At 68.8% G+C, this 13720-nt stretch carries 13 protein-coding genes; 7 read left to right on the top strand and 6 right to left on the bottom strand.

The genetic code is table 11. The features are described 5' to 3' along the window. On the top strand, nt 1–2148 hold the full coding sequence (locus FAZ79_RS09300; protein ID WP_136867697.1) for a hypothetical protein: 2148 nt from the start codon (nt 1–3) through the stop codon (nt 2146–2148). A gap of 98 nt (nt 2149–2246) precedes the next feature. Here FAZ79_RS09300 and FAZ79_RS09295 read toward each other — a convergent pair whose 3' ends face one another. Genes FAZ79_RS09295 through FAZ79_RS09270 form a run of 6 tightly spaced genes read right to left on the bottom strand, consistent with a single transcriptional unit; the run spans nt 2247 to nt 8252 of the window. Beyond that, complete coding sequence (locus FAZ79_RS09295) at nt 2247–2582, bottom strand: Na+/H+ antiporter subunit G (RefSeq protein ID WP_136867696.1); 336 nt, start codon at nt 2580–2582, stop codon at nt 2247–2249. A gap of 13 nt (nt 2583–2595) precedes the next feature. Beyond that, nucleotides 2596–2865 (bottom strand): K+/H+ antiporter subunit F, encoded by a 270-nt coding sequence (locus tag FAZ79_RS09290; protein ID WP_136867695.1) that lies wholly within the window; start codon nt 2863–2865, stop codon nt 2596–2598. Then, the gene (locus tag FAZ79_RS09285) at nt 2862–3398 is read right to left on the bottom strand and encodes a Na+/H+ antiporter subunit E (protein WP_136867694.1); all 537 of its coding nucleotides are present in this window, start codon (nt 3396–3398) and stop codon (nt 2862–2864) included. Before FAZ79_RS09285 ends, FAZ79_RS09290 begins: the two co-directional genes overlap by 4 nt. After that, nucleotides 3398–5008, bottom strand: a complete 1611-nt coding sequence (locus tag FAZ79_RS09280) for a monovalent cation/H+ antiporter subunit D (RefSeq protein ID WP_136867693.1) — start codon at nt 5006–5008, stop codon at nt 3398–3400. Before FAZ79_RS09280 ends, FAZ79_RS09285 begins: the two co-directional genes overlap by 1 nt. Further along, nucleotides 5005–5376 carry a Na+/H+ antiporter subunit C gene (locus tag FAZ79_RS09275; RefSeq protein WP_136867692.1) on the bottom strand — a complete coding sequence of 124 codons (372 nt, stop codon included), beginning with the start codon at nt 5374–5376 and terminating at the stop codon, nt 5005–5007. The genes FAZ79_RS09280 and FAZ79_RS09275 overlap by 4 nt, the downstream gene beginning before the upstream one ends. Then, nucleotides 5373–8252 carry a monovalent cation/H+ antiporter subunit A gene (locus FAZ79_RS09270; protein WP_136867691.1) on the bottom strand — a complete coding sequence of 960 codons (2880 nt, stop codon included), beginning with the start codon at nt 8250–8252 and terminating at the stop codon, nt 5373–5375. The genes FAZ79_RS09275 and FAZ79_RS09270 overlap by 4 nt, the downstream gene beginning before the upstream one ends. A gap of 427 nt (nt 8253–8679) precedes the next feature. Here FAZ79_RS09270 and pcnB point away from each other — a divergent pair, with 427 nt between their 5' ends. The 6 genes from pcnB to FAZ79_RS09240 form a co-directional block, all read left to right on the top strand. Next, nucleotides 8680–10035, top strand: coding sequence for a polynucleotide adenylyltransferase PcnB (gene pcnB, locus FAZ79_RS09265; protein WP_169303659.1), 1356 nt, complete (start codon nt 8680–8682; stop codon nt 10033–10035). 10 nt (nt 10036–10045) lie between these two features. Beyond that, entirely contained in the window at nt 10046–10642 is a 597-nt protein-coding gene (gene folK / locus FAZ79_RS09260; protein WP_136867689.1) for a 2-amino-4-hydroxy-6-hydroxymethyldihydropteridine diphosphokinase, read from the top strand. Then, on the top strand, nt 10639–11421 hold the full coding sequence (panB, locus tag FAZ79_RS09255) for a 3-methyl-2-oxobutanoate hydroxymethyltransferase (protein ID WP_136867688.1): 783 nt from the start codon (nt 10639–10641) through the stop codon (nt 11419–11421). The genes folK and panB overlap by 4 nt, the downstream gene beginning before the upstream one ends. Beyond that, the gene (gene panC, locus FAZ79_RS09250) at nt 11421–12296 is read left to right on the top strand and encodes a pantoate--beta-alanine ligase (protein WP_136867687.1); all 876 of its coding nucleotides are present in this window, start codon (nt 11421–11423) and stop codon (nt 12294–12296) included. Before panB ends, panC begins: the two co-directional genes overlap by 1 nt. 157 nt (nt 12297–12453) lie before the next feature. Further along, on the top strand, nt 12454–13413 hold the full coding sequence (locus tag FAZ79_RS09245) for an acetyl-CoA carboxylase carboxyltransferase subunit alpha (RefSeq protein WP_136867686.1): 960 nt from the start codon (nt 12454–12456) through the stop codon (nt 13411–13413). Beyond that, nucleotides 13394–13720, top strand: a 327-nt coding sequence (locus FAZ79_RS09240; RefSeq protein WP_282097237.1) for an ATP-binding protein, incomplete at its 3' end; no start/stop codon positions are given. The genes FAZ79_RS09245 and FAZ79_RS09240, both read left to right, overlap by 20 nt.

Genomic DNA, 13720 nt, shown 5'->3' with positions numbered 1-13720 from the left:
ATGAAGATCGGGGCCATGCGACCGGCATTGCCGATCACGGTCGCCTACCTGTTGCTGGCCTCGTTGTGGATCTGGGTGACCCAGTGGCTGCTCGGCCGACTGGGTGGTGCCCACTGGGAAATCTCCACCGCCGGCCTGGTGTTCGGCGAGATCTTCGTGCTGGTCACCGGCGCGATGCTCTACGTGCTGGTCGACCGTCTGACCGCCGCACGCCAGGGGGTGGTCGATTTCGGTCACGAGCGTGCCCGCCCCCGCCAGGGCTGGCTGACCGCCATGCTGGTCGCCCTGGTGCTGATCGCCGTGATGCAGATCTTCATCGCCGCGGTCGCCGCTCGCCAGTACGCCCCGCTGCTGCTCGACAAGGCGCAGCGCGAGGTCGCCAACCTCGCCGCCATCCGCGCCATCGAGCTGGAGAACTGGGTCGAGGAGCGTGACCAGCAGGTCGACGCGCTGGCCCAGCGCAGCGAGTGGCTCCAGGCCTGGGTGACGAGACTGGACGAGGGCGAGGTCGACGGGTTCCCCGATGACCTGCGTCGCGGCAGCCTGCTCAGCCGGTTCCGCTCAATCACCTTGCTCGACCCCGACCGCAACCCGCAGCTGCAGACGGGGGCGACCAACGTCGTGCCACCGGACATGCTGCAGTTCGACCAGGCGGCGGTCACCGGCGACGTGCACACCGTGACCCGCTTCACCCGCGGCCGCGGTGGCGTCGACCTGTTCTGGATCCTGCCCATCTACGACGAGCGCACCGCGGTCTCCCGCGGTCCGTGGTACCTGTTGCTCTGGACGCGGTTGAATACCGAGAGCCTGTTGGCCGATGCCGAGAGCGACGGGCGGCGCGTGCGTGCCGCCGAGGGGCTGCGCACCCTGCTGATCAACGCCCCGGCCGATCCCGGCAGTGGCTCGAGCTTCTGGCCCATGCTGGTCCTCGATCCGAGACAGGAATCCTCGACGGTTGCCGAGACCCCGTCGGGCATCGTCGATCGGATCCGCGTCGGGCTGTCGGAGATCGAGGGCGACCCGGACGCCGAAGAGGGCGTGACCCGCATCGAGGGCGCCGATCGGGTCTACGCGACGGTCGAGTTGCCCCGCCTGTCGGCCCGCCTGCTGGTGCTCCAGGATCGCCGCGACGTGCTCGCGCCGGTCGACCAGCTGGAAAAGTGGCTCAGCCTGACGGCGCTGCTCTCGACGCTGGGCCTGTTCGCGGCCCTGCTGTTCCTCTGGCGCTTTCTGCGCGGGCGCTACCGTGCCCGCAGCGCGGACATCCTGCGCGAGCGCGAGTTCTGGCACCACGCCTGGCTCGAGATGCCGTCATTGGGCCTGATCGAGATCGACCCGAGGCGGTTGCAGGTGATCGTTGCCAACCGCCAGGCGGCCGAATGGTTCGGCCGGGCGCGCGAGGACCTGGTCGGCAGCGCGCTCTTTGACCTGTTCGAACCCACGGACCCCGCCTCGCCGCTCGCCGGTGATCCGGAAACGGCGTTGCCGGCGTATTTCGCCCGCGGGGCGGTCGACCGGCTGGCGCTGGAGGGGCGCCTGCCCGGCGCGGAGGCCGTCGGCCCGATGTGGCTCGAGCTGCGCGTCCTGCGTGACGGCGAGGGGCGGCCGGAGCGGATGATCGGCATGCTGCGTCCGGCGCGCGCCACGGACGACATCGCCTTGCGGGCGCAGATCGACCATCTGACCTCGCGCTGCGCCTCGGTGTCACCGGCCGAACGCCAATCACTCGGCGCCACGTTGGCCGAGCAGCCGGCCAGTCCGTTCTTCGACGTGCGCACGATCTCGCTCGCCGCCGCCGAGATCCACGATCGCGCCGCGTTGATCGCGTATCTCGAGGCGCATCTCCCCGAGAGTCTGCGCCATCACCAGGCACTGCTCCGGCCGCTGGCCGACGAGCTCGGACGGGTGCTGGTGAGCGGCGAGGGGCGCTGGGTGCACAGCGATGCCGCCGAGCCGGCGGAGGCCGGCGATGGCCACCCCGCGGTGATCAACGCCGTCGGCCACAGCGTCGTAATGCTGCCCGAGCCGATCGGCGAGCCCGGCATCGTCGCGGTACGCCTCTACATCAGCCAGGATCGCTGGGAGATGACCCCCGGTCTGCTCGAGGCCATCGAGCGGTTGCATCGGGTTTGCTGCACGGTCGACTGATTCGGGTCAACGCCAGCCAGCGCCGTCCAAACGAAAACACCCCGCGTCGAGGCGATCGACACGGGGTGTTTTCGGTTCCGGGCGGCTACGAGATGAATCTAGTCCTTGTCACCGTCCCGATCGTTGTCACCGAAGCGGGGGTTGTCACCCGGCAGTTCGCGGTGGATGCCCGCGCGCGCCATCAAGAGGGCGCTGATCGGCGCGGTCAGGAACAGGAAGACCAGGATCAGGATCTCGTGGACCGAGAGGCTGCCGCGGCTGGAGAAGTACACCGCCGAGGCGAGCAGGATGCTGCCCACGCCCAGCGTGGAGGCCTTCGTCGGGCCGTGCAGGCGCATGAAGAAGCTCGGCAGCTTGGCCAGGCCCAGCGAGCCCAGCAGCACGAACGCGGCGCCGAACAGGATCAGGAAACTGACGATGAGTTCGAAAAGCATGATGGCCTCCGGGCTATTCGACGATGTCGCCGCGAATCAGGTACTTGCTCAAGGCCACCGTGGTGATGAACCCCAGCACGGCGATCAGGAGCGCGGCCTCGAAGTTGATCGAGGTCTCGAACCAGATGCCCAGGGCGATCAGCAGGGCGATCGCGTTGATCGACATGGTGTCGAGTGCCAGCACCCGGTCGGTCTGGTCGGGGCCCTTGAACAGGCGGTAGGTGGCGAGTCCCATCGCGATGACGATCAGGACCAGGGCAATGCCGAGACTGACGTGGATCATGATTCCGTCCCCGGGGTTGATGAGGAACGCGCGGTGCGCTGGTCGGTCTGGCCGAAGATCCGCATCAGGCGCGACTCGTAGCGCTGCTTGATCTCGGCGATCTCCTCGGCGACGTCGTCGGCGTGCAGGGCATGCACCCACAGGCGACTCTGATCGGGGCTGATGCGGCAGGAGACCGTGCCCGGCGTGAGCGTGATGGTCGCGGCCAGGATGCTCACCGGCAGCGCGCCCTCGAGGTCGAGTTCCATCTCGAACAGCTGCGAGCGCAACGCGCGGTTGGGGCCCAGCACCTGGCGGGCAACCACGAAGTTGGCGCGGATGATGTCGATCACCACGATGCCGAGGTAGCCCAGCAGGGCGACGGGGCTTTTCACCCCGGCGCGAATCTCCCAGAAGCGATGCGTGATCCAGGGGATCACCAGGGCGACGATCGCGCCCATGACGATCGAGCCGGGGTGGATGCTGTTGTTGATCACCAGCCAGCTGACCAGCAGCACGAGGCTCAGCAGGGGTTGAGGCAGGATGCGGCGCATTAGTGTTTACCTCCCTCGTACTCCTGGCCCAGTTTGCCGGGCGCGGTCTCCGGCGACAGGATGCCATCCGGCATCACCGCGTCCAGGTAGCCCGACGGCGTCGTGATCTGCTGGGCGGTCCCATCGAGCCAGTCGGACAGCGGCTGGGCACCCACGACCATGACCGTGGCGACGGCCAGCGGCGCGATGGTCAGCGCCAGCCCCGGCAGGGCCGTGCGCGCACCCCGCGGCATGGCGTGCGCCGGGTGGCCCGGCGTGGCCTGCGACTGGTAGAACAGCCGGCTGCCGGCGCGCGCCAGGGCGATCACCATGATCAACCCGCTGGTCAGCACCACCGCGAAGATCGGGGCCATCAGCGGACTGTCGAGTGCCGCGGCGAGGATCATCACCTTGCCGAAGAAGCCGGTCAGAGGCGGCAAGCCGGCCATGGCGATCGCGTAGGCGAAGAACAGCGAGCCTACCAGCACGGCATGCGGCATGGGCGGGGCGGCCTCGATGCCGTCGCCGGCCTCGGGACGATGGCGGATCAACAGCCCGGCCAGCAGGAAGAACCCGGCGCTGAGCACCGTGGTGTGGATCCAGTAATACAGCGCGCCGCTGATGGCCAGTTCGCGCTCGGAACCGGTGACCAGGCCCAGGGCGATCAGGATCGTGCCCACCGAGGCGACGATCAGGTAGGCAATCTGCCGGCGCAGGAACCGTCCGGCCACCACGCCCAGGGCGGCGAGCAGCAGGGTGATCAGCCCCAGCCACAACAGCCAGGGGGCGATCAGCGCGGTGGTCTCGACCAGCCCGCCGATGGTATTGCCCGAGAGCATGACCGAATCGACCCGCAGCACCGAGTACAGGCCCACCTTGGTCATGATCGCGAACAGGGCGGCCACCGGGATCGAGGCGTAGCCGTAGGCCCCCGGCAGCCAGAGATACAGCGGGAAGGCCGCGCCCTTGATCAGGAACACCACGAACAGCAGGAAGATCGCCGTGGTGACGATCGGCACCGCGTCCGGGGCGACTTGCGGAAGCTTGAGCGTGATGTCGGCGAGATTCAGGCTGCCGACCGTGCCGTAGAGCGCGCCGACGGCGAACAGGAACAGCGTCGACCCGATCAGGTTGACCACCACGTAATGGAAACCCGCCCGGGTCCGCTTGCGACCGTCGCCGTGCAGCAGCAGGCCGTAGGAGGCCAGCAGCAGAACCTCGAAGAACACGAACAGGTTGAACAGGTCGCCGGTCAGGAACGCGCCGTTCAGGCCGAACAGCTGCGCCTGGAACAGGGCGTGGAAGTGCGGCCCGGCCGAATCCTCGTCGCGACGCACGGCATAGAGCAGCGAGAGCACCGCGACGATCGAGGTGAGCACGACCATCAGCCCCGAGAGCCGATCGAACACCAGCACGATGCCGAACGGCGCCGACCAGCCACCGAGCTCGATGACCTGTGCGGTGTTGCCGAATCCGCCCAGCAGCAGCCAGGCGCTGACGATCAGCAACGTGGCCGCGCCGGCGAGGCTGATGGCCCGCGAGAGCGCCGGGGCGCGCTGCCCGGTCATGGCGAGGATCGCCGCCAGGGCGACCGGCAGGAAGACCAGCAGGGAAATCAGGTTGTCGGTCATGCGCGCGGCTCCTTGCGGCGATCGATCACCCGGTCGGCCTGCGGGATGTGCGTGCCGTCGACATGGTCATTGCCGAGCGCGGCCCGGGCCTTCAGTGCCAGCACGATCACGAAGGCGGTCATGGCGAACGCGATCACGATGGCCGTCAGCACCAGCGCCTGGGGCAGGGCATCGGCCGATTGCTCGGTTGCGCCCACCACGGCCGGGGCGGCGGTGTGCAGCCGGCCCATGGTGAACAGGAACAGATTGACCCCGTAGGACATCAGGGTCAGCCCCAGCACCACCGGGAAGGTCTGGGCGCGCAGCACCAGGTACACGCCGGCGCCGGTGAGCACGCCGATCAGCAGGGAAATGGCCAGGTTGGTCATGCGTCTCTCCCCCCGCGGCTCTCGCCGCCCACGGGGCTTGCCTCGATGGATGCGTAGTCGGGATGTTCGATGGCGTGGTCGGTCAGCCGGCCCAGGTTGAGCAGGATCAGCATGGTCGAGCCGACCACCACCAGGAACACGCCCAGGTCGAAGGCGATCGCCGAGGCGATCTCGATGTCACCGATCACCGGCAGATCCAGGTGCGTGAACGCGGAGGTCAGGAACGGCACGCCGAAGACCATGGAAACCAGTCCGGTGCCCAGCGCGATCAGCAGGCCCGCCCCGATGATGCCGTGGATCGGCAACTGGAGCCGGCGTTCGGCCGCCTCGATACCGTTGGCCATGTACTGCGCGACCAGGGCACTGGCCACGATCAGCCCGGCGATAAAGCCGCCGCCCGGCTCGTTGTGTCCGCGCAGGAACACGTAGATGCCGAACAGCAGGGTCAATGGCAGGATGATCTGCGCGAAGGTGCGCAGCATCAGCGGGTGCGGGTCGTCGCTCCAGGCGCGCCCGAACGGGTCGCGTCGCGAGGAGGGCAGCGACAGGTTGTGCAGCATGGCAAAGATGCCCAGCGCCGCCAGGGCCAGCACCGTGATCTCGCCGAAGGTGTCGTATCCCCGGAAGTCGACCAGGATGACGTTGACCACGTTGTGGCCACCGCCGCCGGGCACCGAATGATCCAGGAAGTAACCCGAAATCGTCTCGAACGGCCGGCTGATGATCGCGTAGGTCAGCGTCGCGATGCCGCCGCCGATGATCGTTGCGATCCCGGCATCGCGCCAGCGGCGGCTGGGCGAGGAGAGCCGGCGGCTCTGCTGCGGCAGGTAGAACAGTGCCAGCAGCAGGAGGATCATGGTCACCACCTCGACCGACAGTTGCGTCATGGCGAGATCCGGCGCCGAGAACCGCGCGAAGATCATCGCCACGCCCAGTCCGACCACGCTCATGGCGATCAGCGCGAACAGGCGCTGGCGGTGACCGATCACCGTGACCAGGGTGGCGATGACGATCAGCAACATGCCCAGCCAGGTCACCCAGTCGCCGCTGTCCTCGATCGCGCCACGGTCCAGGGCCGCCTGCACGCCCGGCAAGCTGGCCGTCTGGACGTAGCCGACCAGTCCGGCCATCAGCGAGAAGATCAGCGTCAGGATCACGATCCGGCCCAGCCGACCGTTGTCCAGCACGCCCGTGACGCCTGCCCCAGTGCGCATCAGCAGTTCCATGCTGCGGTTGTAGACCGTGCGCGCGTCGAGGTGCGCCATTGAACGGGCATGCCAGCGGAAGATCGGCGCACGGTTGAGGTAGACCAGCAGGCCGCCGATCAGGGCGACGGCGCTCATCAGCAGCGGCAGGTTGAAGCCGTGCCACAGCGACAGGCTGTAGTAGGGCGGCTCGGTCTGCAGCACCCCGGTCACGGCGATGTGCAGCAGCGGGCCGACCACCAGCGCCGGCAGGATGCCCACGGCGAGACACAGCACCACCAGCAGGTCGACCGGACGCTTCATCATGCCGGGCGGCTCGTGGGGTTTCTTCGGCAGGTCGCCGTCGGGCTTGCCGAAGAAGGTGTCGTGCACGAAGCGCAGGGAGTAGGCCACCGACAACAGGCCACCCAGCGAGACCAGGATCGGCAGCAGCCAGACCGGGCCGATGTCGCCAGCGACGCGCACCGACTCGGTGAAGAACATCTCCTTGGAGAGAAAGCCGTTGAACAGCGGCACGCCGGCCATCGCCATCGCCGCGATCATGCCCAGTGCCGCCGTGTGCGGCATGTACTTGACCAGCCCGCCCAGGCGGCGCATGTCGCGGGTGCCGGTCTCGTGGTCGACGATGCCGGCGACCATGAACAGGCTGGCCTTGAAGGTGGCGTGGTTGATGATGTGGAAGATGCCCGCCACGGCGGCCAGCGGCGTGCCGAAGCCGAACAGCAGCGTGATCAGGCCCAGATGACTGATGGTCGAGTAGGCCAGCAGTCCCTTGAGGTCATGGCGGAACAGGGCCGTGTAGGCGCCCAGCAGGAACGTGATCAGGCCCGCGGTGGAGACGATGATCACCCACAGCTCCGTGCCGGCCAGCGCCGGGAAGAAGCGCGCCAGCAGGAAGATGCCGGCCTTCACCATCGTCGCCGAGTGCAGGTAGGCCGAGACCGGCGTCGGCGCGGCCATGGCGTTGGGCAGCCAGAAGTGGAACGGGAACTGCGCGGATTTCGTGAACACGCCCAGCAGGATCAGGATCAGTGCCGGGGCGTAGAGCTCATGGTTCTTGATCAGCTCGCCGTTGGCCAGCACGTCGGTCAGCTCGTAGGAGCCGACGATGTGGCCGAGGATCAGCACCCCGCCGAGCAGGGCCAGCCCGCCGGCCCCGGTGATCGCCAGCGCGAGACGCGCGCCGTAGCGGGCCTCCTTGCGATGCTGCCAGTAGCTGATCAGCAGGAAGGAGGCCAGCGAGGTCAGCTCCCAGAAGATGACCAGGTTGATCATGTTCTCGGAGAGCACCACGCCCAGCATCGCGCCCATGAACATCATCATGTAGGCGAAGAAGCGCCCCATCGAGTCGTTGGGCGAGAGGTAGTAGCGGGCGTAGATGACGATCAGCAGGCCGATCACCAAGATCAGGCCGGTGAACAACAGCGACAGGCCGTCGAGGCGGAAACCGAACGTCAGGCCCGCGGCCTCGATCCAGGCGTGCGAGGTGGCCACCGGCATCTGGCCGATGTGCCCGGCGACCAGCCAGGCGAACAGCGCCAGCGCGAGCAGCGTCGCGCCACCGGCCACCCAGGCGGCCGCGTAGCGATTGATGCGGGCGCTCCAGGCCGCCACCGGGGCGGCCAGGAACGGCAGCAAGACGACTGCGGCCAAGAGTTCGATCGGGTTCACGAACACCGTCCTTATGCGGGTGAATGGGGGCCTGCGGCCGTCAAGCAACGGACGCAATCAGCCGAAAATCCTAGCATAGAAGTTTCCGATCAACGGCCGATCGATGCCGCGAAAGCCGCGACAGCACGCGATTTGCGGTGGGTCGCACGTGTTTATCCTGCGGGCGCGCGCGAGGCGATCGCGGCCGGCCGGGGCGGTGGATCACGAGATCAGGGCCATAGTGATAGACTCCGGTTTTCTCAAGGAGCCTCTGCACGAATGGCACTTCCCCCGGTACCCCCGGCGTGGCGCTGCAATCCGTACAGAGGTTCCATAATCCACCCGTGGCCTGTCGGTGCGTTGATGTGACGCGACCGGCCCGCTGGCCGCCCGAATGTGGGGCGACGCCGGCCACGGCGAGCAATGGCAGACCGTTTTGACGGACAACGTGACAGCAACCCAGACCCGAATACCCGCCGAGACCCACGGCATCTCGATCAACGACCTGAGCGACAACGCCCGGTTCGTCCTTGAGCGACTGCACGAGGCCGGCTTCGAGGCCTACGCCGTCGGCGGTTGCGTGCGGGATCTCTTGCGCGGGCGCAGCCCCAAGGACTTCGACGTGGTCACCGACGCGCGCCCCGAAGAGGTCAAGCGCCTGTTCAAGCGCGCGCGGATCATCGGCCGGCGCTTCAAGATCGTCCACGTGGTCTTCCGCGACGAGCTGATCGAGGTGACCACCTTCCGGGGCGGCGACGCCGCCGAGGTCAAGCGCGCCGACGGCGGCATGATCACGCGCGACAACGTCTTCGGCAGCATCGACGAGGACGTCTGGCGGCGCGATTTCGCCTGCAACGCCCTCTACCTCGACTTCGCCTCCGGCGAGCTGGTCGACTACGTCGAGGGCCTGACCGACATCCACAGCGGTCGCCTGCGGGTGATCGGCGAGCCGGAGGCCCGCTATCGCGAGGACCCGGTGCGGATGCTGCGCGCGGCACGCTTCGCCGCCAAGCTCGGCTTCCACCTCACGCCCGACAGCGAGCAGGCGATCGCGCATTGCCGCGAGACGCTCGCCGACATTTCCCCGGCGCGCCTTTTCGACGAGACCGTCAAGCTGCTGCAAGGCGGCGCCGGCCGGCAGACCGTGCTCGAGCTCAAGCGTCTCGGCCTGCTCGAGTACCTGTTCGACAGCCTCGCGACCTGGATCGAGCCCAACGACCCGGCCAGCGACTGGGTGCTGATCGAGCCGGTGCTCGAGGCCACCGACGAGCGGGTCGCCAAGGACCTGCCGGTCAACCCGGCCTTCCTGTTCGCCGGCCTGTTCTGGCGCATGCTGGGCCGCCACCGCGTCCAGTGGATGCACCAGCGCGTGCCGATGGAGGACGCGCTCGTCCTGGCCGCCGACGAGGTGCTGGCCGTCGCCGCCCGGCGCCTGATGATCCCGCGCCGCCTGGCCGAGATCATCCGCGCGATCTGGGCGTTGCAGCCGGACCTCGAGCGCCATGCCCCGGCCGCGAACGCCCCGGGCAAGGGCAAGGACGCGGACACGCTCACCGAGGAACAACGCGCGCTGACCGAGGCGCCGTGGTTCCGCGCGGCGGTGGACTTCCTCTGCCTGCGCTCGCGCACCAACGAGGTCGACGAGTCGGTCTGCACCTTCTGGCGTCGTCACGCCCCGGAGCGAGGCAGCCGCGACGAGGCGCCGATCGAGGCGCTGCAGCCCTCGGACTTCGGCAAGAAGCGTCGCCGCCGTCGCCCGCGCCGGCGCAAGCCGGGTGGCAAGCCGCAGTCCGCCAACAGCTGATTGCGGGGGAATGATGGTTCGGGAAGTCGCGACCATCGGCCTGGGGGCCAACCTCGGTGACCCGGTCGACCAGATCGAGCGTGCCGTCGAGGCGATCGACAGCCTGCCCTTGTGCCAGGTGCGCGCCGTCTCCGGCCTGTACGCCAACCCGCCGATCGGCCCGCAGGACCAGCCCGACTACGTCAACGCCGTGGCCGAGATCGAGACAGCCTTGGCCCCGGAGGCGCTGCTGCGGGCCCTGAAGGGCCTGGAGAGCGCGGCGGGGCGTTCCTACACGCGCCACTGGGGCGAGCGCATGCTCGACCTGGACATCCTCGCCTTCGGCGATCGCCGGATCGACACGGCCGAGCTGACCGTGCCGCACCCGGAAATCGCCCGCCGGCACTTCGTGCTCGCCCCCTGGCTCGAGATTCGCCCCGACGCCCGCCTGCCCGACGGCACCGCCCTGGCCGGCTGGCTCGAGGCGGTTGCCGATCACCCGCTGCGGTTCCTGCGCGCCATGCGCTGGCAGCGGCGGGCGGACGAGCCGCGCGCCACTAGTGCGGCAAGTCGTCGGCCGGACGCGCCGCGCCACCCACGCACCACCCCCACGCGGAGGTCGTCATGACCCGTACCCGATTGCGTCAGGCCAAGACCGACCGCCAGCCCATCGCCATGCTGACCGCCTACGACGCGGGTTTCGCGCGCGTCGCGGCTGCCGCCGGGGTGGATGCCTTCCTGGTGGGCGATTCGCTCGGCATGGTGGTCCAGGGTCAGCGTGACACCCTGGCGGTCACCGTCGAGGACGTCGCCTACCACGCCGCCATGGTCCGCCGCGGGGTGGGGGATGCCCTGGTGGTCGCCGACATGCCGTTTCTCAGTGACGCCACCGTCGAGCGGGCGCTGGACGCCGCCGGCGTGCTGATGGGCGAGGGCGGCGCGGACATGGTCAAGCTCGAGGGCGGTGCCGAGAAGGTGGAGATCGTGCGTGCCCTGACCGACAGCGGCGTGCCGGTCTGCGGCCACGTCGGGTTGCTGCCCCAGCGCGTGCGCAAGCTGGGCGGCTACCGGGTGCAGGGCCGCGAGGCCGCCGATGCGCGCCGCATCCTCGAGGATGCCCAAGCCCTGGTCGCCGCCGGCATCGATCTCCTGGTGGTCGAATGCGTGCCGAGCGAGCTCGGTCGCGCGCTGGCCGAGGCGGTCGACGTGCCGGTGATCGGCATTGGCGCCGGGGCCGATACCGACGGCCAGGTGCTGGTGATGCACGACATGTTGGGGCTGACCGAAAAGCCGCCGCGCTTCGTCCGCGATTTCCTCGCCGACGGTGGCTCGATCCACGGGGCATTTGCCGCTTTTGTGGAGGCCGTGCGCGCGCGTCGCTTCCCCACCGCCGAGGAAAGCTTCTGATGCAGGTGATCCGCGACATCGAGACGTTGCGCGACTGGCGCGAATCGGAGGGGTTCGATGCCCGTCGCGTGGGCTTCGTGCCCACGATGGGCAACCTCCACGCCGGCCACCTGGCGCTGATCGATCACGCCAAGCAGCGCGCCGAAGCCGTGATCGTGAGCGTGTTCGTCAATCCGCTGCAGTTCGAGGACCCGGACGACCTCGCCCGCTACCCGCGTACCGAGGAGCGCGACCTCGAACTTCTCGAGCAGGCCGGCGTCGCGGCGGTCTTCCTGCCCACCGAGGCGGTGCTCTACCCGCACGGCCAGCAGGACATCGTGCGCGTCGATGCCGGCCCGCTGGGCGAGCGCCTCGAGGGGGCGGCCCGGCCGGGACACTTCACCGGCGTGGCCACCGTGGTGACCAAGCTGTTCAACCTGGTGCGCCCGGACGTGGCCGTGTTCGGCGAAAAGGATGCCCAGCAGGTCGCGGTGATCCGGCGGCTGGTGGCCGACCTCGACATGCACGTGGAGCTGGCCATCGAGCCCACCCATCGCGAGCCCGATGGGCTGGCGATCAGCTCGCGCAACCGCTTTCTCGACCCCGAGCAGCGTCGCCAGGCCCCGGCGGTGCACCGAGCCCTCAAGCGCGCCGCCGAGTCGCTGGCCGGTGGTCACACGGTGGCCGCGACGCTCGCCGGTGCCCGGCACTGGCTGACCCAGCAGGGCTTCGTGGTCGACTACCTGGTCTACTGTGACGACGAGCGTCTCGAGGAACAGGCCCGCCTGGTCCCGCACGGGCGCCTGCTGGTCGCCGCGAGGCTGGGCAAGGTGCGCCTGATCGACAACCTCGCGGTTCACACCCCGCACCCGGCCAGCGACGAAAGCGACCGCTGACCGACCCGAAACGCCCCGGATTTACGCTGCGGGCGCAATTTCGGCACAATACGCGTCTGTCTCGCCGCCCGGTCCGAACCGTCAGGGCGTTTGTTTCGGCCCCGGTACCGACCGCGAGACGGTATACCGACTACCCGCCCACACCGCGCAGCCGTCTATGAATCCGAACTATCTCGACTTTGAACAGCCGATCGCCGAACTCGAGGCCAAGATCCGCGAGCTCCAGCTCATGGACGACGACCAGGGCCTGGACATCGACGAGGAAATCGAGCGGCTGCGCACCAAGTCGACGGACCTGACGCGCTCGATCTTCGCCAATCTCGGCGCCTGGCAGGTCAACCAGCTCGCGCGCCACCCGCAGCGTCCCTACCTCACCGACTATCTCCAGCGGGTGTTCACCGACTTCCGCGAACTGCACGGCGATCGTGCCTTCGGCGACGACCCGGCGATCATCGGCGGCATGGCGCGCCTCGACGGCCTGCCGGTGATGGTGATCGGCCAGCAGAAGGGTCGGGACACCAAGGAGAAGATCCGCCGCAACTTCGGCATGCCGCGTCCGGAGGGCTACCGCAAGGCCAAGCGCCTGATGGAGCTGGCCGAGAAGTTCGGCCTGCCGGTCCTGACCTTCATCGACACCCCGGGCGCCTACCCGGGCATCGACGCCGAGGCGCGCGGCCAGAGCGAGGCGATCGCCCGCAACCTCTACGTGATGGCCGAGCTCGAGACCCCGATCATCGTCACGGTGATCGGCGAGGGCGGCTCCGGTGGCGCGCTGGCCATCGGCGTGGGCGACCACGTGATGATGCTCCAGTACAGCACCTACTCGGTGATCTCCCCGGAGGGCTGCGCCTCGATCCTCTACAAGAGCGCCGAGAAGGCCCCGGAAGCCGCCGAGGCGCTGGGCGTCACCGCCGACCGGCTCAAGAGCCTGGGCCTGATCGACGAGATCATCCCCGAGCCCTGTGGCGGCGCGCACCGCGACGTGCCGGCCATGGCCCGCTCGCTCAAGAGCAGCCTCAAGAAGGCGGTGCTCGCCCAGATCGACCGACCCACCCAGGCGCTGCTCGAGCGGCGCTACGAGCGCCTGATGAGCTACGGTGAGTTCACCGAACGCTGATTTCGCGCCGGGCACGGTGGTCGGCCCGGACGGCATGCCGCGCCCGGTGGCCCCCGATCCGGCCGCCCACGTCCTGCTCGCCAGCTCCGGCGGGCGCGATTCCCTCGGCGCCCTGACGCGCCTGTCGCAATGGCGCGAGCAAGGACGATTTGCCCGCCTGTCGGTGATCCATGTCGATCACGGCCTGCACCCCGATGCCCCCGCGTGGGCCGAGGTCGCCCGCGAACAGGCCGAGGCGTTCGACTGCGCGTTCGACGCCCGCCAGGTCCGCGTCAAGCGGAGTGCCGCGGCGGCCGGACGGGGGTCG

Origin of the sequence: Guyparkeria sp. SB14A (assembly GCF_005096345.1) — a bacterium.
GTDB classification, from domain to species: Bacteria; Pseudomonadota; Gammaproteobacteria; order Halothiobacillales; family Halothiobacillaceae; genus Guyparkeria; species Guyparkeria hydrothermalis.
Note: the sequence above shows the minus strand (reverse complement) of the source record. Positions and strands in the feature narration are given on the sequence as shown.

Coding starts and splice junctions, on each gene's coding strand:
- FAZ79_RS09300 (WP_136867697.1), top strand. CDS start 1: ATGAAGATCGGGGCCATGCGACCGGCATTGCCGATCACGGTCGCCTAC.
- FAZ79_RS09290 (WP_136867695.1), bottom strand. CDS start 2,865: ATGATCCACGTCAGTCTCGGCATTGCCCTGGTCCTGATCGTCATCGCG.
- FAZ79_RS09275 (WP_136867692.1), bottom strand. CDS start 5,376: ATGACCAACCTGGCCATTTCCCTGCTGATCGGCGTGCTCACCGGCGCC.
- FAZ79_RS09285 (WP_136867694.1), bottom strand. CDS start 3,398: ATGCGCCGCATCCTGCCTCAACCCCTGCTGAGCCTCGTGCTGCTGGTC.
- FAZ79_RS09245 (WP_136867686.1), top strand. CDS start 12,454: ATGAATCCGAACTATCTCGACTTTGAACAGCCGATCGCCGAACTCGAG.
- panB (WP_136867688.1), top strand. CDS start 10,639: ATGACCCGTACCCGATTGCGTCAGGCCAAGACCGACCGCCAGCCCATC.
- FAZ79_RS09295 (WP_136867696.1), bottom strand. CDS start 2,582: ATGCTTTTCGAACTCATCGTCAGTTTCCTGATCCTGTTCGGCGCCGCG.
- panC (WP_136867687.1), top strand. CDS start 11,421: ATGCAGGTGATCCGCGACATCGAGACGTTGCGCGACTGGCGCGAATCG.
- FAZ79_RS09280 (WP_136867693.1), bottom strand. CDS start 5,008: ATGACCGACAACCTGATTTCCCTGCTGGTCTTCCTGCCGGTCGCCCTG.
- folK (WP_136867689.1), top strand. CDS start 10,046: ATGATGGTTCGGGAAGTCGCGACCATCGGCCTGGGGGCCAACCTCGGT.